The following is a 22,118-nucleotide window of genomic DNA, read 5'->3' as shown; positions in this document are numbered from 1 at the left end:
GTTAGAACCCTCCTCGTAATCTCGTAATATTCGGCCGCAGATGTTTTAAAACTTGCAATCGATCAATGATAATATGGTTGGAAGAATCTATGTAAGCACATTCCATTTCGTGCCGGTCTTGTTTCGCATAATGGTCCGGCGCCCGATTTAAGCAGTCGGCAATCCGGATCTGAGAAGGAACCATGTTGGAAGCCACGACGACCGCATCCCTTCTCCCATTGTAGCCCGCATGCGCAATCCCACGCAAATTCCCCATGACAAAAATATTGCCGTTTGCAATGACGGTACCGCCCGGATTCACATCCCCGACAAGCAATAGGTCGCCTTCCACCTTCAATACTTGCCCGGATCTGACAATGACTGTGGCGGATACAATTTCATTTTCCAGTTTTGCCTTTGCTGCCGCTTCTTTCGTTATCACATTGCTGATGATTTCGTCTACAACCAGATTCCGCTGGGCGCGGACAAGGCTTTTGATTTCTTCCTCCTGTTCGGGTGTCAAATAACGGTTTCCAAGCTGGATCTTTACGGCAATAATCGGGCTCTCTTCATCTTCAAGGGAAGAATGCGCCAATAATTTATGTTTTAACTCCGCTTTTAAAGCATGGTAGGAGCATTGGTCGTTTAAATGCAGGACAATTCCTTCTTTTGTACCTTTAATCGTTACATTTTGCATTTTCTTCATTTCAAACTGCTCACCTCAACGGCTGATAAAAATGGGACAGCACCCGTCCGCCGGCGCTTTCTTTTCCGGGCGGGCTTTTTTGGGAAGCTGTTTTTAAACGACATCGTAAAACACCTGCGGGATAAGTGGATTTTCGCGGGAACGAATCGTAAAACCTTGAACTATGCGGATATATTCGACAAAAGGTTATGAAATTCCTCTTTTCCCATTTTAACAGTTTTGCGGTGCCGCGTTTACTCCTGCTCTTCTTCCCTCGCCCGCCGCACGAGAAAATTGCGCATCGGATACCAGGCCAAAATAAAAAAAGCGGCATTAAAAATAAGGGTGGGCCATAACCTTAAATTGAGAAAATCGCTGAAACCCATTAACTGCGAATTAATCAACGAATTGACGCCATAAACCAAAAACTCGACGACTGCCATATTAAAAGCTGCAACAACCGTTCCGGTAAAAATATTGGATTGGAGAATCCTCATCAGTTTGATCGTCAAGTAAACCGCAAACGGATAAAAAAACAGGTAAATGCCCAAAACCCCTGTGTAAAAGGCATCAAAGAGCATACCAAACACAAAAGCGTAAATGATGGCACTCCTTTTCCGGTAGTACATCCCCATTAATATCAGCATCACCAGTAAAAAATGGGGGACGATAATATATTTTCCGCCAAAATTCTGGGCGGAGAAAAACTGCGCAAATAAGCTCTCGGCGATATAGCAAACACTTAAAATGAGAGGGAGCACCGCACGTTTCATCACTGCCCCCCTCCCAGCACACTCGAGTTTAGTTTTTGCGCTTTCCGGTTGATGACCAAAACTTCCCTCACATCATAAAAATTGGCTTCCGGTTTGACATAAGCTGTTTGCGTCAGCCCGTTTTCATCCGGAACAATTTTTTCAACATCCCCGATCACCAGGCCGCTCGGGAACATGCCGCTTAAGCCGGATGTTACCACGTGGTCGCCTTTTTTGATTTTGATGTTGAAATCAAGCTGTTTCAACAGCAGCATTTTTGTTTTTTTGTCGTATCCTTCGATCAAACCGTAAGCATCTTTTTTCGCACTTTGCACCTTGGCAGAGATGCGGTTTGTTTCGTCAGGCGAGCTCAGCAGTTCAACAGTCGAATAAAATTTATCCACTTGCGTCACTTTTCCGATAAATCCCCCACTCGTCACCACCGCCATATTTTTTTCAACACCGTTCACTTCGCCTTTATCGATGACAACTTGTTCATACCAGCTGTCGGGATTGCGTGCGATGACCTGCGCCTGGATCGACTCGGAATCTCCAAGACTATTTTTTTCCTTAATAATGGATTTCAGTTCTTCGTTTTCTTTTTTCAATTCATGGTTTTGTGCTTCCAAGCTTGTCAGCTGTTCCAAATGAGATTTCAATTTTTTATTTTCGGTATATGTATTTTTCAAATCATTTATATTATCAAAAAAAACGGCCATAGCATTTGCAGGTTTTGCAATGATGGTCTGGCCGAAGCCGACAATATCACGCACAAATTGCTCGGGTTTTGAAATGCGGTCGCGCTCCCTTATGGAAAATCCGATCATGGCGACGAGCAGGATTACGCTGATGAGAAGTACAATCAATCGTTTATTAAGAAAAAACTGTGGCATGGAATCCACTCCTATAAAAAAACTCTGTTCCGGTAATTGCCGACTTGAATGCATTCTCCCGCCGGCATGATACCGGCAGGAGAATTTTGCCCGCAGAAGCGCCTATCCGGCCGGTAATCTTCTTAGCCCCTTCCTCTGGCATAAGCCAACACACGGCTCGTCCCTCGCCGTGTTTCCTTTATCTTAGACAGTGCCTAGAAAAATCCGTACGCTGATGAGCAAGGCGCCTCCGCTTTTCGTATTGTCCAGCTGCAGGCGTTATCGGCTGGTGAACTTCATGCCCCACCCTGCGATAAGTCCACATCGATTCGCCTTTTCGGCTCATCTTGTTTCCAGTTTGGGAGCATTGAAATTCATACGCCGATGGGAAAACGCCCTTCGCTTTTCTGTTTACTTACTGTCTTTTGCTTTGTTTTTGAACAGTTCGATGTTTTCCAAAGCGCTGCCTGTTCCGATTGCGACGCAGTCAAGCGGATTTTCGGCAATGATGACAGGCATTTCCGTTTCCTTGCTGATGACATGGTCGAGATTGCGCAAAAGCGCGCCCCCGCCCGTCAGCACAATGCCGCGGTCCATAATATCCGCCGCTAGTTCAGGCGGCGTCTGTTCAAGCGTGTATTTCACAGCATCAACAATCGCATAAACCGTATCATGAAGCGCATCGGCAATTTCTTCCGCCGTGATCGTGATCGTCTTCGGCAAACCTGTTAACAAATCCCGGCCCCTGATATCCATTGGTTCAATCCCCTCCGGCTCTCCTGCTGAACCGATTTCCATTTTTATTTGTTCTGCGGTCCGGTCCCCAATTAAAAGGTTGTAATTTTTGCGGATATAACTGATGATCGCTTCGTCCATTTCATCCCCTGCCACGCGGATCGACTGGCTTGTCACAATTCCGCCCAGCGAAATAATGGCCACTTCCGTCGTCCCGCCGCCGATATCCACTACCATGCTTCCCGTTGGCTCCCAGACAGGCAACCCGGCGCCGATCGCTGCTGCAAAAGGCTCTTCAATCGTAAAAGCATCCCTTGCCCCGGCCTGGCGGGTTGCATCAATCACCGCGCGCTCTTCCACCGCCGTGATGCCGGACGGAACGCAGACCATGACATACGGATTTTTTGAAAAAAAGCCTTTTTTATTTGTGGCCTGCTGAATATAATATTTCATCATCGCAGCGGTCGTTTCATAATCCGCGATTACGCCGTCTTTCATCGGCCGTGTCGCCACAATATTTCCCGGCGTCCTTCCGATCATTTTTTTAGCGGCATCCCCAACCGCCACAATTTGTTTTGTATCTGTCTGGATTGCCACTACGGAAGGCTCCCGTACGACAATCCCCTTTCCTTTTATGAAAACCAATGTATTGGCTGTCCCAAGATCAATCCCCAGATCTTTACTTCCGAACATGGATGTATCTCCCTTTCTTCACTTTTAATTTTCGCGATTTGTGTCATACTTTTGCTTATATATGCAGATGCATTTTTTGGCCGCATCCGTTGTTTGGGCAAATTTGGTCAACAAAGCCAGCTGTAAAAATCATACGATTAATTATATCGTAACCATAAAAAAATTCAAAGCCTTACAAATATCCTTTTTCCTTCAGGCTCACGAATTTTTTCTCACCGATAATCAAATGGTCGAGAATTTCAATCCCCATTATTTTACCACATTCGGCAAGCCGTTTGGTAACTTCGATATCTTCTTTTGAAGGGGAAGGGTCTCCGGATGGGTGGTTATGGAAACAAATAATGGAGGCGGCAGAACGCCTTAATGCTTCTTTGAAAACTTCCCGCGGGTGGACAATTGAAGCATTTAAGCTGCCGATAAAAAGGGTTTGCCGGTGGATCACCTGGTTTTTAACGTTCAAATACAGGCAGACGAAATGTTCCTGGGCCAAAAAGCGCATGTCGTTCATGACATAATTGGCCCCATCCTGCGGGGTGCGGATCACAAAGCGTTCATCATGCTGTAAATTGTTGATTCTTCTCCCCAGTTCGATCGCAGCCAAAATCTGGACGGCTTTGGCCGTGCCGATGCCTTTGATGGCCGTCATTTCTTCAAGCGAGGCACCTTTTAAAAGCCGGAGACCCTCAAAATGGTGCAAAAGTCGGTTGGCAAGCTGGAGGACCGATTCTTCTTTTGTACCGGTACGAAGCAAAATGGCGAGAAGTTCCTGGTTGGAAAGGCTCTCCGCCCCGTGGTGGATTAACCGTTCACGCGGGCGGTCTTCTGCGGATAAGTCTTTGATCAGTAGTTTTTCCAATTGTATTCCTCCTTTTCCGGTTCAGGAGGCGGAGGGGCCGGACAGACCGGCATATTTCGGTCCGGAAAGCATACGGTACAGACGGGAAACCGGCAGCCCCACTACATTATAGTAATCGCCGCTGACACCCTTTACAAACAGCGCACCTAATCCCTGGATGCCGTATGCGCCGGCTTTGTCAAACGGTTCGCCGCTGTCCATGTACTGTTCGATTTCTTTTTCGGACAGATGCCAAAAAGTGACATCCGTTTTTTCGAAAAACACTTCTGTTTCCCCTTTGCAGCAAACCGCAACCCCGGTATAGACGGTATGCGTTTTGCCGGATAAACGATGAAGCATCCTACGCGCCTCATCGCGGCTGCCCGGTTTTCCAAGGATGCGGTCCTCAAGCGCCACGACTGTATCGGCGCCGACCACCACATCTTCAGGAAAATGTGCGGCAACACTTTCCGCTTTTCTGCATGCCAGCTCCTTGACAATTGCCTCGGGCGGACCGGTTAAATCGATTAGTTCATCCTCATCGCTTTTTTCAACAATAAACGGAATTTGCAATTTCTGGAGGAGTTCTTTTCTTCGTGGGGAGCCTGAAGCCAATATGAGGTCCATCATACACCAAACTTTCTTTTCTGGTTTAATATGGGAGATACACTTGTATCGTACCAAAAAAACCGCCGTTAAACAATAGGGCCCCCGGTAATGTAGGGAGCCCCCTTTTGGCGGGTTCGGCCTCAGTGCCCGCTGTACACCTTCACATAGTCAAGCAGGTTTTGCTCGGCTTTGGCCAAATCCTGTTTGTTTCCGCTTTTTTCATAGGAAAGCAGTGATTCATACGCGGCCGTTTCGTATTTCTTTAACTGTTGCAGCGTTTCCTGTTTTATCGTTTCGAGCCTGCTGATTGTTTCGGCGCTGCTTTTCATCGCCTGCATGCCGTCCGCAGAAACCGTCCCGGTCTGGAACGAATTGGAAGTTTCTTTCACCAATTTTTCAAAAAGGGGAACTGTATTTTGTGCGAAAATTTGATCATCGTTTGTCACAGTTTGTATTTTTTTGCTTGAAAAACTGATCTCTTTTGCATACAACTCGACACCTTTGTCCGCAAAAACGGTTTTCAAGTTTTTGACCACCAGCAGGCTTTCGGCGACGCCAGCAAAAATATAATGTTGGCCGTCCATGGTAAGCAGCATGGATGGCACACTTTTGGCAGCCAGCTCGTCCGAAACTTTGGCAGCGGCTTCTTTCGTGCTGAAAACCCCCGCCTGCAGGATACCGACCGTTAATGCCGGCAGCTGTTGTGCCTGGGCCTGCTTTTCTCCGCCTGCGGATCCTGCTGCAGGGGCAGAGGCGCTCTTTTTCGTTTGGCTGTCCCCGTATTCAATAAATTTCAGTACAACAAGCCCCAATAATGCGCCGATGACAACGGCGGACGCGATGGAAAAAATGATGGCCGGCATTGATTTTTTGTTCGGCAGTTTATTTTGGAAAAAACTTTTCTTTTTGGGGACGGGTGTATAATGGATCGGCCGGAATTCTTCAATTTTATCCGCATCCAGTTCGGGCAGCACCCACTCAAAAGATTCCTCTTCATTTGCACCGTCATGAGCAGCGGCAACCTCGTGTTCAGCTGTTTTCCAGTCGTGGACTTCGATTGTTTCTTTCGAATGCCCGCCCTTTCCGTTCATTTTGACCGTTATTTTCGCATGATTTTTCGCTTCGTCCAATTCCTTCACCTCTTTGCCCGATTTGCTTTATGCTAACACAAACGGCAAAAAAAAGAACAAGACTTTTGTCGCCTTGTCTGAAAAGGAATTCGCCGATTTCCGGCATTTTTTGTGAAAATCTGCCTAGGAGAGCCCGTACATTCGTAAATAAAAAGCGATCAAATCGTTTCCGAAAAAATAGGCAATAAGGGAACCGGCGGCAATAAACGGACCAAAGGGGATCGGCTTCCTTTTTTTAAATCTGCCGGCCGCCATCAAGCCGATACCAAAAAGTGCGCCGAACAGGCAGGCAAGAAAAAAGGACAAAAAAATTTTCTCCACACCCAATACAAGCCCGATGACAAAATACAGTTTGATATCTCCGCCGCCCATGGCCCCCTTTGTCACAAGCGCAATCAAATAAAGAAGGCAGAATCCGAGCACAGCCCCAAGCCAGGCGGACCACCAAGGCGCTGCCGGGGAGAGGAACCGTATGATGGCGATCGCGGCCGCAAAAGGCAGCAGCACTATATCAGGAATAAGCATATAAACCAAATCGGAAACGGTGATAATCACAAGTAGAGAAATGAACAAGCAAGCTAACAAAAGCTCCATGCTCCAGCCGAACCGGGAAAATGAATAGGCAAAAAGCAGTCCGGTCAGCGTTTCAAAAACCGGATAAATGGCGGAAATCGGCGACTTGCAGCTTTTGCATCTACCCCTTAAGGCCAGATAGGAAAACACTGGTATATTTTCATACCACTTTAATGGATGCCCGCATTTTGGGCAGTGCGAACCGGGAAAAGCGATGGATTCGTGTTTTGGCACCCGCAAACCGACGACATTGTAAAATGAGCCGAAAACCATTCCCATCACCGCAAAATAAACAATCCAGATTATATCCATGGTCCATCCCTCTAACATTCAGCTTGTTTATACTACCATGCATGCTAAAAACTTATTGTGCTGTCCCGGCAATCGGGTCACTTTTATGGCTTGGGGACGGCACTTCGATATCCGGCAAGTAATCGGCATACCGGCTCAATTCAGGATAATAAAAAGTTGAAACGGTCACCGTATATTCCAGATCCGCGGAATCAGCGGTTTGATTGGATTGTTGAAAATCGACCGATTCAATCATCGTAATGCGCGATAAATTTTCAATTGTTTTTAAAAAAGATTTCATGCTTTTATAATCCGGCGACTCCACGGTTAAAGTGTAAGTAATTTTTTTCATCCCGGAAGGCAAAGCAGCATTCGAACCAGTTGAAGACGATTGCGCAGCGGAGGCTGAATTGCTTGTATCCTTTTGCTGATTGTAATCCATTTCAGTAATCAGACTGCCGGAGAGCGACTCCGCCATTTGGAAATCAAGCAAAAATTGTTCTGTCAGCGGTTTTGTCGGCACTTTCTGCAAAAGGTCCACAACCGTTCCCAGCTGCACTTCCGGATTTATCTGCTGTTTCGAATGCAAAGCGTCAAGCACCTGCTGTTCCGACTTTAACGTTGATTTTTTCACGGCAATCTCCGCTTTTACCGGTTCCAGCACAAACCAGTACAAGGCTGCCGCCCCGGCAATGCAGACGGCCAGGAGAATAATCAGCAAGGAAAATTGCCTTTTATTTAATCGGAGGTTCATTGCTTTTCCTCCTTCTTCGCAGCTGCATTCAATGCACTTTTGTTTAATTGCACCGTATAACTGGCCAAATAAACAGGTAGATCGCTGCTTGTATCCGCAGCTGTACTCCCGGTATCCCCCGCTGCATTGGCATTCGTGCCAGAAGCCGCCTTCGTATTTGAGGTGTCCGTATTTTTCGTGTCCGTTTTAGCGTTAGACCCGGAATTGCCGCTGCCCGACGTTGACTCGGATCCGGACGTGGAAGCAGCCGTTAAAGCGGAACTTGCTATATCTGTATCTTTTTTATCCGTTTTGATGTTGTTCAGAACGGCACCGCTAAAATATTTGCTGTCATTTAACCGTTTCAGGTAATAAGCAACTTCATCGCCCGATTCAAATTGAACCGTCACGTCCGCGCTCGTTTCGGTGCAGGAAAAATCCGTAATGTAGCCGTATTTCGGAAGCAGTTTTGTGAGCTGGTCCAAAATCGGCACCGCTTTGACGGGATAATCTTTTGCCCATTTTACGGCGGACGCTAGTTTACGCAAATCTTGCGTGTCTGTATCGTTTTTCTGCTTCGCCTGTTCTCTAGCCTGCATCGCTTCCACCTGGTGGATTTTTTCGTTTATGGCGCCGAGGTCCTGTTTTGCATGATGCAGCATGAAAAAGAAGACGGTCAGGAAAATGATGAATGCGGCAGCCAATAAGCCGCCCCAAAAAAGCAAAGCCATATTTTTCGGTTCTTTTTTCGGCAGCAGATTAATCTCAACCGGCATCTATTTCACCTCTTTCAACGCAAGCCCCAGCAACGGAACGAAACGGGCGGGGAACGGGGCGCCGGCAGTGGATGAAACTTTTTCTATAAGGGCCGTCTCAACCGGCAGGCCGAATTGTTCCGAGAGTTTCCCGGTAATATCCTGCAAATACGGGTAATCGCCATTCAGCAGGATTTTATTGACAGCCGCCTTGCCCTGCCTCATGGAAAACTGGTAATAATTCATGATCCTGTCCAGTTCTTTATAGATGTTTTCGGTCTGGTACTGCAGCAATGGATCACCTTCCGGCCAGTGATACTTTTTTTCCCCGAAAGCATTGGTTTCCACTTCCCATTTTGAAAACGGAATATCCACCTCAAGCTCTCTCATGAGAAAAGGGAAGTGCTGGTGGAAAATGGTGGCGTTCACCATGGATAAATCAAACTGGAGAAGCAGAATGTGGTCCATCGGATTCAGCTGATTCAACTGGTAAAAAGACCGGTAGGCGCATAAAGGGGAGATATCGGCTGCGACAGGGCTGAGGCGGATGCCGTTAAAAAAGTCCACATAGTCCTGTACAATGTCTTTGGGCGAAGCAAATAAAAGGATTTGCTTTTCTTCATTGGCCTCGGTAAGGAGCGTATAATCAAACACCGGATCTTCAAACGGCAGATGGATGGTGGAGCCGAGTTCGATGTAAATATAGCCTTCGATTTCATCCACGGCGACTTCTTTCGGGACAGCCACTTTGCGCACGACAACTAAATGCTCGGGAACCGTAAACCGGATCAAGTGTTTTCCCCGCTTCAGTCCCCAATCATCGAGGCATTCTTCGGCAATCATGGAAAGCGTCTCAACATCTACGATTTTCCCGTCGCGGATCAGCCCTTCCGGAAGATAATGCTCGCCGAAAATTTGCACGATAGGGGGATTGGCCTGCTTCAATTCAAGATAGCGGATCACATGGTCCTTCATGATGAAATTGCCGATTTTCCTGGAACCCGGAAAAAATGAAAATGCCATAGAGATAACCCCTCAACAAATAATCCTAGCAAACTAGCAACCAAGGCCTGGCACAAGAAGCAGACCTTGGAGAGAAAGAAACAGCGGAATATCTCCGCTTGTAGATAGTCTTAACAAAAAACTTTCTTGAACAAAATAGAATTATTGACCTATTGTAACATTATCGCTGGTTCTTTTCGCAGAATTAATTTCATTTAAAGTAGCATTTTTAAATGTTATTTTAACACCACCATCAATGCCTGAACCATTAACTTCGTAATCAATTTTTCCATCTGAATCTGTTGTTAACGTAACCGAATATTCTTTTAATGTACTATCTTTGTCGTCGAGATATTTTGACAAATCTGTTTGTTGTATTGTATCACCTGATTTCACATCATTATCTGCTGCATAAAGTTTTGCTGCACTAATAACCTGGATCGCATCAGATTTAATCGCATTAAACCTCGAGTTTTTGATCACATTTCCGATCGCCGGGATGGCGATTGCCGCAATGATCCCTAAAATAACAATAACAGCAAGCAATTCAATTAAAGTAAAACCTTTTTGGCTTTTTAAAAGCCTGCGTTTCTTTCTCAACATGGCTTTTCCTCCTTTGGTGATAGAACATTTTACCTATATTATACATAGTTTTGTACAATAAGAATATATTTTTTGTTCACTTTACTGAACGTTGTTATAAATTTCAAACATTGGAATCATAATTGATGCGACAATCGTTCCAACTACTCCTGCCAATAGGACAATCATGAACGGTTCGATCAGCGCCTTCATCTGGTCGGTCGCAGCTTCGACTTCAGCTTCGTAAAAATCAGCAACTTTCGCAAGCATCCCGTCCAGCGCACCCGTTTCTTCCCCGATTGCGATCATCTGCGTCACAAGCGGTGGAAAAACCCAGTGGCGCCGCATCGGATCGGTCATCGACTCCCCTCTTTCCAAAGCATCCCGGGACTGGCGGATCACATTTGTCATCACTTCATTTTCCACGATTTTTTCAACGATCGTTAATGCCTGTAAAATCGGCACCGAGCTGGAGAATAGGGAACTTAATGTCCTTGTCATACGGGCAATGATTGATTTCTGGACAAGCTTGCCGAATACCGGAATTTTGAGCAAAGCATAATCGAGATAGTATTTGCTCACTTTATTTTGGCGCATAAAAACCAACAATACATATAACCCGACAGCAAGCAGTATGATCAGCCACCAAAATTGCTGCAAAAAGCCACTCATCGCCAAAACAAAGCGGGTTACCGCCGGCAGTTTCGCATTATAATCATTTAAAATAGAAACAAAAGTCGGGACGATTTTAACCAGCATAAAAATTACGACCACAATCGCCATCACACCGACAAAAATCGGGTACGTCAGAGCCGACCGCACTTTTTGCTGGGTACGGTGCTGTTTTTCGTAATAAGTGGCGAGCCTGTCCAATGTATCGTCAAGGCTTCCGCCCGCTTCACCGGCATACACCATATTGATAAACATCGGAGTAAACACTTTTTTATGTTTTGCGGCCGCCTGCGACAACGCAATTCCGCTGCGCAGGTCTTCCTCGACTTCCAACAGCGTCTTTTTCAGCGTTTTGCTGCTCGTCTGGTTCGCCAGTATTCTTGTCGAATCCACAACCGTGACGCCTGCTTTCAGGAGCGTGGAAAACTGGCGGAGGAATATGACAAAATCCTGTAGTTTCACACGGTTGCCAAGGCTGATTTCCATTGTCAACAGCGTTTCGGGCAATTCATTGATTTCAACCACCCGCACGCCTTGCTCCCTCAGCTTCAAGAGCGCGTCTCTTTTAGAGTCTGCGGTGATGGTACCGGTTTTCTTCCCGGTTTTCATTCTTCCCTGGTACTTAAATCGTGGCATTTTGACCGATCTCCTGTAAATAAGGTTCCGCCGCTTCCTTTGAAATGACGCCGCTTTGGAGCAATTTCTTCACATCGGTTTCAAGCGTGTGCATGCCGAGCGCGCGGCTCGTCTGCAGGACATTGACAATCTGGTGGATTTTTTCATTGCGGATCAGATTGGCGATGGCCGCATTGTTCACCAAAATTTCCGTCGCCGCCCTCCGCCCTTTGTTATCCACTGTCGGGAAAAGCCGCTGCGCCACGATGCCGACCAAAACGTTGGCAAGCTGGATGCGGATTTGCGGCTGCTGGGAGGGCGGAAACACATCGATAATCCGGTCGATCGTAGACGGCGCGCTTGACGTATGGAGCGTCCCGAGCACGAGATGCCCGGTTTCAGCCGCCGTAATCGCCGTGTGGATCGTTTCCAAATCGCGCATTTCCCCGACGAGAATGACATCCGGATCCTGGCGCAGCGCCGCACGCAGGCCGTTCGCAAAATTTTGCGTATCAAATCCGATTTCGCGCTGGTCGATGATACAGTTTTGATGCTTATGTAAATATTCAATTGGATCTTCGAGCGTAATGATGTGCTTATGCAACGTTTTGTTCATATGGTCGATCATCGCGGCAAGCGTCGTCGATTTTCCGTTGCCGGTCGGGCCGGTCACAAGCACCAGCCCATTCGGCTTTTCCGTGAACGAATATAAAACCGGCGGAAGATGCAGTTCCTCGACTGTCGGTATTTTTGTCGGCACCACGCGGATCGCCAAAGAGACACAGTTCCGCTGCCGGTACGCGTTAATCCGAAAACGGGAAACGCCAGGGATCCCGTATGAAAAATCAATCTCACCGCGTTCCAAAAAGACCGGCCACATCGTATCGGAGATGATCGCTTTCGCCATTCCTTCCGTCAGCTGCGGGGTCATCGGCTCCTTGCCGTACCGTTTTAATTGGCCGTTTATGCGCATGATCGGCGGAACACCAACGGTCAAATGAAGATCCGAAGCTTTTAACTCAAAAGCTGAGCGAAGCAAATACTCAATTTTTTCCTTCATTTTCTTCACCTACTCCGGCAGGGCGACGCGCAAAATTTCTTCCGTCGTCGTCCAACCCTGTTTTACCTTTAGTAATCCGTCATCAAGCAGAAAAATCGTCTTATTCTGGATCGCATATTCCCTGAGTTTGGACAGCGGTTCCCCGTTCATAATGCCGCGCCTGATGTTTTCATTGACCACGAGCAGTTCCTGGATCGCCATCCGCCCTTTATAGCCGGTCATGTTACAGTTTCCGCAGCCGCGGCCGCGCACGATTTTATCAATTTTAATGCCGCGCTTGGCAAAAATTTCGATTTCGCGTTTGGTTGGCGCCTGTTCCTCCGCGCAGTCGCGGCACACCCTGCGCACAAGCCGCTGTGAAACGACACCACTTAACGAAGTAGCGACGAGAAAAGGCTCAACTCCCATATCTATTAATCTTGTAATCGTGCCGAGCGCATCATTCGTATGCAGGGTGCTTAAGACCAGGTGTCCTGTAAGTGATGCCCGGATGGCGATTTCTGCGGTTTCTTTGTCGCGGATTTCCCCGACCATGATGATATTCGGATCCTGCCGCAAAATCGCCCGTAAGCCTTTCCCAAATGTCATTCCTACCGCTGTGTTCACCTGAATTTGGTTCACACCTTCGATCTGGTATTCCACCGGGTCTTCAACCGTGATGATATTGACCTGTTCATTGTTCAGGTGGTTTAAGGCTGCATATAACGTGGATGATTTTCCTGATCCGGTCGGGCCCGTAATCAAAATGATACCGTTCGGGCGCTGAATAAGCTGCGAAAAGCGCTGAAAATTCAGCTTATTAAAGTCGAGTTGGCGGATATCATTGATCGCGCTGGAAAGGTCCAAAATCCGCAGCACGATTTTTTCACCATATATGGTCGGCAAGGTGGATACGCGAATATCAACCGGATGGAAATCCAAATCGATCTTGATCCGTCCGTCCTGTGGAACGCGGTGTTCGGTGATATCCAGATTCGCCATGATTTTAATGCGCGCCGTCAAGACGTTCTGCATCGTTTTTGGCAGAACCCTTTCCGTCCGTAAGATTCCGTCCACACGGTAACGGACAATAAATTTCGTTTCCTGCGGGTCCAGATGGATATCGCTTGCCCGCTGCTGGACGGCATTTTGAAGGATTTGGTTCACGAGTTGGACAACCGGTGAATCTTCTTCGCCGGCCTGGATTTCCGCCGACTCTTCATTTTCGATTATGCCGCTCAGCATTTCTTCCACGCCGTCATCAAATTCATAACACTTGGTGATGGCCCGCAAAATATCATCTTTAGACGCAATAACCGGTTCAATCCGGAACCCGGTCGACAGCCTCAGGTCATCAATCGCATTGAAATCCATCGGGTCCGCCATTGCGACATATAATTTATCCCCGTCTTTTTTAAGCGGAATGAGCAAATTCCGTTTTGCTATTTCTTTCGGTACGAGATTCATAATGCTCTGGTCGAAAGGATAGCGAAAAAGGCTGATATGAGGGATGCCCAGTTGGAATTCCAGCACTTCAATTAGCTGCTGTTCAGTGATGTATCCGCGCTGGAGAAGCGCATCGCCGAGTTTCTGGTTTTCGCCTTTTTCCTTCAGTGCCTGTTCCAATTGCTCCTCTGTGATTAAACCTGATTCAATTAACAAATCTCCAAGGCGTTTCCGTACTTGTTTCATCACGATTCCCCGCTTTTTTTCATGTCATAGGGCTATCAACCTAAGAAGCAGCAAAAAGAAAATTTTCAGTCTCCGTTTGGGACATTAGCTCTTGCTGTTCGTGCTGCCTGAGCGATTGTTGTCCGAAGTACTGTTTTTTTCCGTCTGCCCCGAATCTGAAGATGAATTGCCTGAACGAGCCGAACTGTTTAGATCATCTTTAGAAGTTTGGGCTGTTTCCGCAGCGCTTTTCTGGTCAGCCGAGGAAGAGGTACCTCCGCCTGTTGTGGTACCGCTTGTATTGCTTGTGCTGCCTTCTGCTTCTTCCGGATATCCTTTCGAAACAATTTTCGTGACGGGCGGATAGAAATCTTCCGACAGCAGGGTTGATTTCAGCAGGCTATTTTCCTGACTGTAAATATTCCGGTATATTTTTACGTAATGGCCTGCCTTTCCGGTTTGCTGCACAACGGATTGGTTGGCTTTTAAAGAAGAAGTGTAGCGCACCGCCGTTTTCGGTTCGATCGTTTTCGCATTTTTCTCGGCAATTTTATATTTTTCAGCAAAAGGTCGGCCAGTAACGGAAACAGTAAACGCGCCATTTCGATAAGCAAACTGCAGCTTATAGGCGGTTGTGTTCGGATTAACGAAAGAAAAGTCGAGCTTACCTTTTACAACCCTTGCTTCTTTTCCGAGCGCGGCATACCCCGGCAGTTCATTGCTCGTGTACCGTTCAATGATTTCAAAATCCGTCGGCAGAACCGCTTCATAAATGGCTGTTGCGATCATACTCAGCGCAGTATTCGAAAAAGCAGAGCCGGTTTTCCCCGCTGTTTTTAATAAAGAAAATGCACTTTGCGCGGGGATGTCCAGTTTTGGAAACTGCTTGGCCCATGTTTCCAGCTCGTACGCCTCCGCTTCAGGTATGGCCGTTAATACGGCTTTCGAGACTGTTTTTTCGGATTGGTCCGCTTGAATTGCATAAGAAGCCAGATCAAAGGTGAGATTACCGGTTTCAAGGCGGGATGCCGCATTGCAAATGGCAGTAATTAATTGGCCGATATTCCAGTCTTCGAGGCTGATTTCCGGAAAAGATTCCGAAATCATCTTGACCAGTCCGCTGTTATTGACCGTTACGTATAGCTTCCCAGGCTTGCCATCCTGCGCCCGGTTTAAGCTTTCCGCAAGATCAAATCGCAGCTCGGCAGCCGGAAGTTTAATAGATTGGTTTAAATACAAAAGCGTAACAGGATGGGATGCCTTCCATTTTTGCACGGCATTTTCCAGTTTTTGCTGTGCTTCGTCTTTTGTTAACCCGGACAGATCGACACCTCCGGCAGATGTACCTTCAGAAAATTTTTCGGTATGGCCGAATCCTTTTTCTATGGCAAAAGCCCCGAAATGTGAGAAACCTAAAATAAAAGCCGTACTCGTAAACAAGATGATGAAAACTTTTAAAAACCGCTTGTTTCCCACACTTCAACCCTGCCTTTCCTTACTCTTCAACATTCATTGATAATTCAACAAAAACGCCCGGCCCGGCTTCCTGGGCGCGCACGATATCTTCTTCCGACAGGATCGTACCGGATGCAATGATGCGTTCACCGCTGCCCGTGTAGATGTCTTTGGATGCTTTTTTCCCTTTTAACAGCTCCACCTGTTTTGTCCGCAACACATCCATCCCGCCTTCCGCTGAAATTTCTTCGGTTTCTTCCGCTTCCATTTTCTGAAGAAGCTTGTCGGCCGAGTCGAGGAAATGGCCGGGTGCTTCTTCTTTAACGATGATGATATCCTTTCCGTACGTCATGATAAAATCAGATGAAAGGATTTCTTCCGTTTCGCCCGCCAGCAAAACAATACCCGGAATGCAGCCTGTATCTTCATCGACATAAAATTCTTTCACTTCGCCGAGCAGCTCGCCTTTCCGGGTCATCACCTTCGCCGCAATGATCCTGATTTTTTTGTTTACAAGCTGGTCCGCGACCGGGATTTCTTTTAAATCTATGACAGCCCTGTCGCTTTCAACCGTGACGGCATATTCCCCGATCCCGATGACTTTTTTAAACGGGATCGCTTTTACGCTTACTTGCCAGTCTTCATGCTCTATTGTTAAAAAATCAACGGATCCTTTATCCGGATTAATCACAAACGATTTCACTTTTCCGATTTCGGCACCGTCAGAAATGCTGATAATCGGCTGCCCCAAAACTTGCGTACTCTTTTTCATCCTGTTCACCACACCTGTTTCTTCAATTTTTCTATTGGCAGTATTGATGTTTTAAAAATAGGATTTCATCCCGGATCACCGGGTACTGCGCGTATTTTTCCGACAAATCTTCGAGAAGGGCTCCCAGCTTATCAAAATCGTGCTCCGCTATGTAATGTTCAATCAAAAGACCCGCAAATGCAAAGTAATCTTCCTTAGGCAGGCTTGGCTGCAAATGTTCCTTGACAAGCTGCTCATACTCTTCAGCCGGACGGGTGAGGCGGGCCAGATGAAGCTGTTCAATTAAAATATCCAGCAATTGTTTCCGCAATAGATTTACCTTCTCTGAAGCAGTGTTTGTTTCAACAACTGGTTCTATTTCTTTTTCATCCAGGCTAAAAGGTTCGCTTACCGCCGCGGCTTCTACTTCAGCTTTTTCAACGTGCTCCTCCGCACCGGCTGTTACCGCTTCAAGATCATCATGCTCAGCTTTCACAGGGCTTTCGCCACACCCTTCGCTTCTTTCCTGAACAAGCTGCGGCGGAACTTCTGTTTCTTCAAGAGCAAGCGGCTGGATCTCTTCCCCGCTGCCTGCCCCAGGAATGTTTCCTTCAGCTTCCTTTTCTGCGAAAACTTCATCGGGGGAGAGGAGCGGGATTTCTTCTTGTTCAAAATATTGAACATTTTCCGGCGGCGAAACCTGACCGCTTTTTTCTTCCTCTTCCACACCGGAAACAGCATCAGCAATTAATGGGACTTGCAGGTCGGCTTCTTCGTCAATAGTATGTGTGCCGGAAGAAGTATCCGGGTTTTCCAATTCCGTAATCCAGTCTTCAACCGGGTACATTTCCAGCGCATCTTCCGTTTCGGCAGGGCTTTCCTCCGTGCCCTGTTCAAGCATTGCCAGGCGGTTTTCGAGGAAATCCGTTTCTTCATCATCCCCGTCTTGGGAAACTTCCTGAACACCTGTGCCGGTTTCAATGACCGGTACTTTCGCCGGCCTTTCTACAGTTTCGGCTGCAGGATTTTCAAGTTCTTCCCATGCAGACCCAACCTTTTCCTGCCGGTCCGCTAAAGAAGGTTCCCGTTCCGGCTCAGCTGCATCTTCCGCAGTTTGCGCTGCATCAATGTTTTCGGGATATGTAACAGACAATTCTGCTGCACCCGGTTTCCCGTTAAAAGCCTCCTGCTCCCCCCAACCCGGAAAGGCATCAGCATGATTGCCCCCTTCCACAAACAGAAACGCCAGCCTTTTCTCAAAAAGATAGGAAACGCAAAGCACAAGCAGGAAGGTGATCAAATAGCTTTCCCATAAAGGGAAAACACTGCTTGCCAAAATGCCGAAAAGCGCCAGCAGAAAAGCAGTTGAAATCAGGACGATAATGCCTTTTTTAGAAAAACCGAAGGAAAAAACAATAAAAAAGGCAAATACGCATAAAAACGAGATAACGGCAACAGCAGCAGTGAGGAAATCCACCGGCCCCACCTCTTTCACGATTGGTCTAAAAAACGCTATTGTTAAACAATGAAACGATTAAACTATAAGTAATTTTAGTACAAATCGGCGCGAATGGGAAGAATGTACTGCGCCTTTTTCCCGATGTTCATTTATAAGAAGTGTCGATTTCTTTCAATGTCATTTTATCAACTGTCGGAATACCTTTCGGAGGATTTAAAATCAGGTCTTTTTTGAAGACGACTGTTAATCTTGACTTTGCCGGATCGGTAGGCTGAGGATTTTGAAAATCCAGTTCGTAACCGACAAAGATAAAACCCAGCAAATATACCGGCACTTGTTTCGTTGTTCCTCTAGAAGCGCTCAAGCTGATGGTGTCCCCGTAAATGCCACCGTTGATTTTCAGATTCGAGCCGATACCGTAAATAAACAAGTCGCTGTTTGAATAAAGATAAGCATCAATTTCTTTCGGGTTATCCTGGTACAGGTTATTATTGGCCAGTTCAATATTTCCGCCGCAAAGCAATATGAGTGTGCCTGCGCTGTTTGAAAAATTCCTGACATCGGCATCGCCGCGCACATAAATGCTGCCGTTCGTGTTGATATCCCCGGAACTCGCAACAGAACCGTTAACGTACATCACCCCGTTTAAATTCAGTGCGGAAACATCACTCAATGTTGCACTTCCGGCTACATAAATATACTTGTCTGCTCCAGTTACCGACAGCGTCCCGTTTAAATCTGCGCTGCCGCCTACATATATATTGCCTTTGACCGTTAAACTTCCTTTTACCGTCAAGTCATCATATACATATAAATTTCCGTTTACGGTTAGGCTGCCGTTTTGCCCTACCGTTAAGTCGTCGCGTATATATAAATTACCGTTTACGGTTGGGTTGCTGTTCTGGCCAACCGTTAAATCATAGGCATAACCATTGCCGCTGCTGTCTGAGGAATAGGGGCTGTTTGAATTTATTTTCACACCGCTTGGCCATGACAGCGCCTTGCTTGTGATGATTCCCGCTACATCTATTTTATCGACCGTTAAATTACGGTTTTTTAGTGTTGGCGCAACAGAAAAATACTTATTGATGTTGGAAACATCAAATGCCTTCCAATTGTAATTCTGATTTACGGGAGAGCTCGTCTGGGGGCTCGACGGCCTCTGGTCCGCTTCGTAATAATTTCCTTTAACGGTTAATGTCCCGTTGATTGCCGGATAATATGTTTGAACATATTTCGTGTTCCCTTCAATGTAATTCCCATAATCGGAAACATACATATTCCCGCCGACATTTACGTCCCCAATGATATAAGATGCCCCGTACAAATACATATTGGACGGCGTCACCGCAGTATATTGGAACACTTCCGATACAGTTGAAAGCGTCATGACTTTTGTCAAAACTTTTCCGGAATCGCCGGCCGGAACGGTAATCGTGATCTTTTCCATGACAATTCCGTCTTCGCCAGTTCCATCTTTCAACGTTTTATAATCGATCGAGCACTCGTTTTTTTTCTCCTCGGCAATGGCGGCAAGCTTCGTTTGCAGCATGCCCAGCAGCTGGCTTGGCAGCACATTGCCACTTGCGATCGTGTTGTTGATGCTGTCCACCTCGTTTTCAATGAGCGCAGTGGCTTCATCTGCAACCATTTCGGCTTTTAACCTATCCTGCGTGCCGGATTCGGATACTTTTACGGTTTTGTATGTGCCGATAGAAGCAGAAAAGAGTGAAATGATGATGATGGCGACAACTGCCGAAATGAGCAGCACGGTCACAAGCGTGTAGCCTTTTTCATCTTTTAAAACTTTCATCACTGGTTTCCCTCCCCGCCCAGTTTATAAGACACATACATTTTTTTCTCCAAATTATTTTGCGTATCTTTGATGACAAAATTGCATTTCAGGCTGCCGTTTGCAATTGAAAAAGTTGTTCCGGTAAGGGAGATCCCGTCGCTGTTGGCAATTGTTCCCCCAATCGACAAATTGCCATCCGAAACAGCAATCAATGTGCTTGTTTGATTTTCGTGATAAGACCCGTTATCCCCTACATCCGTCTCAATGTCAACTGCATTAAAGCTCGTGAATGTCCCGTCATCGTTTTCGTCCTCCGGCTCCAAGGAATCCACATTTTCCATCGCCCTGTTCATAGACTGCAAAATGGCCGTTTGTTCTTTTACGAAATTTTTGCGGGCCATATCATTTTTGGACTGGGCAATGACCGATTGAAATACGGCATAAATAACGCCAATGATCAAAAAGGAAATCGTAACGGCTGCCAATAGTTCAACTAAAGTAAACCCTTTTTCACTCCGAAACCTCATTTTTTCACATACCCTTCCACTTCAACCGGCCGGGGGTTCCCGTCCGTTTCCACCTTCACTTTGACAAGCAGCAGGCGCCCGGATAATCTGGAGTCCGTTGGTTCCGAAACGGTCACATACGCGTTATACTGGGAAATCCCGTCGCTGGTATCCAATCCTAAAACAGACTGGATGTCGGCCTGCCTAGTACCTTCAAGCTGCTGGACTTCAGTGAAATCTTTTTTCTGGTAAGCTCTTAGCATACCGTTTGCAATTTGAAGGGCGGACAATGAATCGCCGGCTTTTTTTGTAATGCCTGCATTATTGGCCAGCACCGAGCCGACGGTAATGCCAATGATGCCGAGGATCGTGATGGAAGCCAGCACTTCAACAAGCGTAAATCCAAGCTTATTTCGGAAAAGGGATGTTTTCATGGCAACCTCCGATAAGTAAAAAGTCCTAAAATCTGCCTCTATGATTCTCATTTTACCAAAAAGTCAAAAGAAAGTATTCACTAAAAAGAACAAAAAAGCAGGACAGAACCATTTAGCCCTGCCCGCTTCCCGCTGTCTGGACGCTCAAGCGTAATATTCAAGAATATATTTCCGTACCTGTGAAATAAAATACAAGGATCCGGTAATGACCAAAGCTTCATCCGTGCCGCATATTTCCGCCATTGTGCCCGAGATCGCCTCTTTCCAATCTTCCATACACGTTTTATTCCGGTGATGGCTTATATTATATAATGCTTTTGCCGGAATCGCCCTTGGAAAATCAAAAGTTGTAAATAAAATTTGGTCGGCTTTATGGTCAAGCTTCGGGATCATGTGCTCCAGATCTTTATCGCCGAGCGCTGAAAAAATAATCCGGATTTTTTTCCCACGCAAATGTGTTTCCATCGTTTCAATTAAGCTGTCAATGCCTTCCGGGTTGTGCGCGCCGTCAACGATCACGATTGGATCGGAAAGCAGCTGCTCAAAACGGCCGATCCACTTGCTTTCCATTAATCCTTTTTCCAAATCACACTGCCCGATTGCGAACTGATGGGCGTGCTTTAACAGTTCGGCCCCCATCACCGCAAGCGACGCATTGTAAACTTGATGGCGCCCTTTCATCGAAATCGATAAGTGTTTGTACGAGCCGTACGGGGAAGTAAAATTGAAATGTTCGCCGGACGCATCGCCACCTGTATAAGCAAAAGAGAAATCCTGCCCGGCTCGGAACAGCGATGCCCCTTCTTTTTCCGCTTTTTCTTCAATCACCTTCAGTGCTTCCGGCAGCACGGCTGTTGTGGCAACCGGAACCCCCGGCTTGATGATGCCAGCTTTTTCATATGCGATTTCTGCTATCGTATTGCCGAGTACATTCATATGGTCATGGCCGATATTTGTAATCAGGCTGGCAAGCGGCGTGATCACATTTGTCGAATCGAACCTACCGCCGAGCCCGACTTCGTATATCACAATATCAACCGGATGGATGTCGGCAAAATAATAAAGCGACATCGCCGTAATCACTTCAAACTCTGTCGGCGGACCAAATTCCGTTTTCTCCAGCTCCTCCGTTAACGGCCGGATATGGTTGACAAGCCGCACGAGATCCGCATCCGCTACCGGAGCGCCGTTGACGCTGATCCTTTCGTTGAACTGTTCAATATAGGGGGAAGTAAACGTCCCGACTTTGAAGCCTGCCTGCTGCAAAATATTACGCAGGTAAGTAACCGTTGACCCTTTCCCGTTCGTGCCAGCGACATGGACGGTTTTCACTCTCCGCTCCGGGTGATTCATTTGTTCCATAAACCACTGCATCCTTTCAAGGCCCGGCTTCATTCCGAATTTCAAACGGGATTCGATCCAGCTGACCGCTTCTTCATATGTTCCAAACATGATGTCCAAACCTCCTGATATGTAAGGAAGACGAATCCACGAT

At 46.7% G+C, this 22,118-nt stretch carries 22 protein-coding genes; all 22 read right to left on the bottom strand.

What is annotated here, in order from left to right; translation table 11 throughout:
* Position 1 precedes the first annotated feature (1 nt).
* The 22 genes from minC to BpJC4_RS03250 all read right to left on the bottom strand — a co-directional run bounded on the left by minC (position 2) and on the right by BpJC4_RS03250 (position 22,075).
* The gene (minC, locus tag BpJC4_RS03355) at positions 2–685 is read right to left on the bottom strand and encodes a septum site-determining protein MinC (RefSeq protein WP_151679278.1); all 684 of its coding nucleotides are present in this window, start codon (positions 683–685) and stop codon (positions 2–4) included.
* Between the two features lie 233 nt (positions 686–918).
* Entirely contained in the window at positions 919–1,437 is a 519-nt protein-coding gene (gene mreD / locus BpJC4_RS03350) for a rod shape-determining protein MreD (protein WP_151697529.1), read from the bottom strand.
* The gene (gene mreC / locus BpJC4_RS03345) at positions 1,437–2,309 is read right to left on the bottom strand and encodes a rod shape-determining protein MreC (protein ID WP_151679276.1); all 873 of its coding nucleotides are present in this window, start codon (positions 2,307–2,309) and stop codon (positions 1,437–1,439) included. The genes mreD and mreC overlap by 1 nt, the downstream gene beginning before the upstream one ends.
* Before the next feature lie 390 nt (positions 2,310–2,699).
* Positions 2,700–3,716: a rod shape-determining protein gene (locus BpJC4_RS03340; protein WP_151679275.1), complete on the bottom strand. Its 1,017-nt coding sequence runs from the start codon at positions 3,714–3,716 to the stop codon at positions 2,700–2,702.
* Between the two features lie 172 nt (positions 3,717–3,888).
* Positions 3,889–4,572, bottom strand: coding sequence for a RadC family protein (radC, locus tag BpJC4_RS03335; protein WP_151679274.1), 684 nt, complete (start codon positions 4,570–4,572; stop codon positions 3,889–3,891).
* 21 nt (positions 4,573–4,593) lie between these two features.
* The gene (locus tag BpJC4_RS03330; RefSeq protein WP_151697528.1) at positions 4,594–5,181 is read right to left on the bottom strand and encodes a Maf family protein; all 588 of its coding nucleotides are present in this window, start codon (positions 5,179–5,181) and stop codon (positions 4,594–4,596) included.
* A 119-nt stretch (positions 5,182–5,300) separates the two neighbouring features.
* Positions 5,301–6,299 carry a hypothetical protein gene (locus BpJC4_RS03325; RefSeq protein ID WP_253693301.1) on the bottom strand — a complete coding sequence of 333 codons (999 nt, stop codon included), beginning with the start codon at positions 6,297–6,299 and terminating at the stop codon, positions 5,301–5,303.
* A 114-nt stretch (positions 6,300–6,413) separates the two neighbouring features.
* Positions 6,414–7,175, bottom strand: a complete 762-nt coding sequence (locus tag BpJC4_RS03320; RefSeq protein WP_151679271.1) for a prepilin peptidase — start codon at positions 7,173–7,175, stop codon at positions 6,414–6,416.
* Positions 7,176–7,227: 52 nt separating this feature from the next.
* Positions 7,228–7,908 (bottom strand): type 4a pilus biogenesis protein PilO, encoded by a 681-nt coding sequence (pilO, locus tag BpJC4_RS03315; protein ID WP_151679270.1) that lies wholly within the window; start codon positions 7,906–7,908, stop codon positions 7,228–7,230.
* Complete coding sequence (locus BpJC4_RS03310; RefSeq protein WP_151679269.1) at positions 7,905–8,663, bottom strand: PilN domain-containing protein; 759 nt, start codon at positions 8,661–8,663, stop codon at positions 7,905–7,907. Before BpJC4_RS03310 ends, pilO begins: the two co-directional genes overlap by 4 nt.
* Positions 8,664–9,665, bottom strand: coding sequence for a type IV pilus biogenesis protein PilM (gene pilM / locus BpJC4_RS03305; RefSeq protein ID WP_151679268.1), 1,002 nt, complete (start codon positions 9,663–9,665; stop codon positions 8,664–8,666).
* A 141-nt stretch (positions 9,666–9,806) separates the two neighbouring features.
* Positions 9,807–10,247 (bottom strand): type II secretion system protein, encoded by a 441-nt coding sequence (locus BpJC4_RS03300; protein ID WP_151697527.1) that lies wholly within the window; start codon positions 10,245–10,247, stop codon positions 9,807–9,809.
* Positions 10,248–10,328: 81 nt separating this feature from the next.
* The gene (locus BpJC4_RS03295; protein WP_151697526.1) at positions 10,329–11,534 is read right to left on the bottom strand and encodes a type II secretion system F family protein; all 1,206 of its coding nucleotides are present in this window, start codon (positions 11,532–11,534) and stop codon (positions 10,329–10,331) included.
* Positions 11,521–12,573 (bottom strand): type IV pilus twitching motility protein PilT, encoded by a 1,053-nt coding sequence (locus BpJC4_RS03290; RefSeq protein ID WP_151697525.1) that lies wholly within the window; start codon positions 12,571–12,573, stop codon positions 11,521–11,523. The genes BpJC4_RS03295 and BpJC4_RS03290 overlap by 14 nt, the downstream gene beginning before the upstream one ends.
* A 9-nt stretch (positions 12,574–12,582) precedes the next feature.
* Entirely contained in the window at positions 12,583–14,244 is a 1,662-nt protein-coding gene (locus tag BpJC4_RS03285; protein ID WP_151679264.1) for a GspE/PulE family protein, read from the bottom strand.
* An 84-nt stretch (positions 14,245–14,328) separates the two neighbouring features.
* A complete protein-coding gene (locus BpJC4_RS03280; protein WP_151697524.1) occupies positions 14,329–15,699 on the bottom strand; it encodes a VanW family protein in 1,371 nt (456 codons plus the stop codon).
* 19 nt (positions 15,700–15,718) lie between these two features.
* Complete coding sequence (locus tag BpJC4_RS03275; RefSeq protein ID WP_151697523.1) at positions 15,719–16,450, bottom strand: PRC-barrel domain-containing protein; 732 nt, start codon at positions 16,448–16,450, stop codon at positions 15,719–15,721.
* A gap of 31 nt (positions 16,451–16,481) precedes the next feature.
* Positions 16,482–17,906: an MARVEL domain-containing protein gene (locus tag BpJC4_RS03270; protein ID WP_151697522.1), complete on the bottom strand. Its 1,425-nt coding sequence runs from the start codon at positions 17,904–17,906 to the stop codon at positions 16,482–16,484.
* A gap of 127 nt (positions 17,907–18,033) precedes the next feature.
* A complete protein-coding gene (locus BpJC4_RS03265; protein ID WP_151679354.1) occupies positions 18,034–19,701 on the bottom strand; it encodes a polymer-forming cytoskeletal protein in 1,668 nt (555 codons plus the stop codon).
* Positions 19,701–20,210 carry a prepilin-type N-terminal cleavage/methylation domain-containing protein gene (locus BpJC4_RS03260; RefSeq protein WP_151679260.1) on the bottom strand — a complete coding sequence of 170 codons (510 nt, stop codon included), beginning with the start codon at positions 20,208–20,210 and terminating at the stop codon, positions 19,701–19,703. Before BpJC4_RS03260 ends, BpJC4_RS03265 begins: the two co-directional genes overlap by 1 nt.
* Complete coding sequence (locus BpJC4_RS03255) at positions 20,207–20,623, bottom strand: prepilin-type N-terminal cleavage/methylation domain-containing protein (RefSeq protein ID WP_151679259.1); 417 nt, start codon at positions 20,621–20,623, stop codon at positions 20,207–20,209. Before BpJC4_RS03255 ends, BpJC4_RS03260 begins: the two co-directional genes overlap by 4 nt.
* 144 nt (positions 20,624–20,767) lie before the next feature.
* Positions 20,768–22,075 (bottom strand): bifunctional folylpolyglutamate synthase/dihydrofolate synthase, encoded by a 1,308-nt coding sequence (locus BpJC4_RS03250; RefSeq protein ID WP_151679258.1) that lies wholly within the window; start codon positions 22,073–22,075, stop codon positions 20,768–20,770.
* Between the last annotated feature and the right edge of the window lie 43 nt (positions 22,076–22,118).

The sequence above is a fragment of the Weizmannia acidilactici genome, assembly GCF_008974185.1.
GTDB lineage: Bacteria > Bacillota > Bacilli > Bacillales > Bacillaceae_C > Weizmannia > Weizmannia acidilactici.
This window is presented reverse-complemented; position numbering and strand designations above follow the sequence as displayed.

Coding starts and splice junctions, on each gene's coding strand:
- BpJC4_RS03330 (WP_151697528.1), bottom strand. CDS start 5,181: ATGATGGACCTCATATTGGCTTCAGGCTCCCCACGAAGAAAAGAACTC.
- BpJC4_RS03340 (WP_151679275.1), bottom strand. CDS start 3,716: ATGTTCGGAAGTAAAGATCTGGGGATTGATCTTGGGACAGCCAATACA.
- mreC (WP_151679276.1), bottom strand. CDS start 2,309: ATGCCACAGTTTTTTCTTAATAAACGATTGATTGTACTTCTCATCAGC.
- BpJC4_RS03295 (WP_151697526.1), bottom strand. CDS start 11,534: ATGCCACGATTTAAGTACCAGGGAAGAATGAAAACCGGGAAGAAAACC.
- minC (WP_151679278.1), bottom strand. CDS start 685: ATGAAGAAAATGCAAAATGTAACGATTAAAGGTACAAAAGAAGGAATT.
- BpJC4_RS03285 (WP_151679264.1), bottom strand. CDS start 14,244: ATGAAACAAGTACGGAAACGCCTTGGAGATTTGTTAATTGAATCAGGT.
- BpJC4_RS03275 (WP_151697523.1), bottom strand. CDS start 16,450: ATGAAAAAGAGTACGCAAGTTTTGGGGCAGCCGATTATCAGCATTTCT.
- pilM (WP_151679268.1), bottom strand. CDS start 9,665: ATGGCATTTTCATTTTTTCCGGGTTCCAGGAAAATCGGCAATTTCATC.
- BpJC4_RS03250 (WP_151679258.1), bottom strand. CDS start 22,075: ATGTTTGGAACATATGAAGAAGCGGTCAGCTGGATCGAATCCCGTTTG.
- BpJC4_RS03290 (WP_151697525.1), bottom strand. CDS start 12,573: ATGAAGGAAAAAATTGAGTATTTGCTTCGCTCAGCTTTTGAGTTAAAA.
- BpJC4_RS03320 (WP_151679271.1), bottom strand. CDS start 7,175: ATGGATATAATCTGGATTGTTTATTTTGCGGTGATGGGAATGGTTTTC.
- BpJC4_RS03260 (WP_151679260.1), bottom strand. CDS start 20,210: ATGAGGTTTCGGAGTGAAAAAGGGTTTACTTTAGTTGAACTATTGGCA.
- BpJC4_RS03255 (WP_151679259.1), bottom strand. CDS start 20,623: ATGAAAACATCCCTTTTCCGAAATAAGCTTGGATTTACGCTTGTTGAA.
- BpJC4_RS03300 (WP_151697527.1), bottom strand. CDS start 10,247: ATGTTGAGAAAGAAACGCAGGCTTTTAAAAAGCCAAAAAGGTTTTACT.
- pilO (WP_151679270.1), bottom strand. CDS start 7,908: ATGAACCTCCGATTAAATAAAAGGCAATTTTCCTTGCTGATTATTCTC.
- BpJC4_RS03265 (WP_151679354.1), bottom strand. CDS start 19,701: ATGAAAGTTTTAAAAGATGAAAAAGGCTACACGCTTGTGACCGTGCTG.
- BpJC4_RS03310 (WP_151679269.1), bottom strand. CDS start 8,663: ATGCCGGTTGAGATTAATCTGCTGCCGAAAAAAGAACCGAAAAATATG.
- mreD (WP_151697529.1), bottom strand. CDS start 1,437: ATGAAACGTGCGGTGCTCCCTCTCATTTTAAGTGTTTGCTATATCGCC.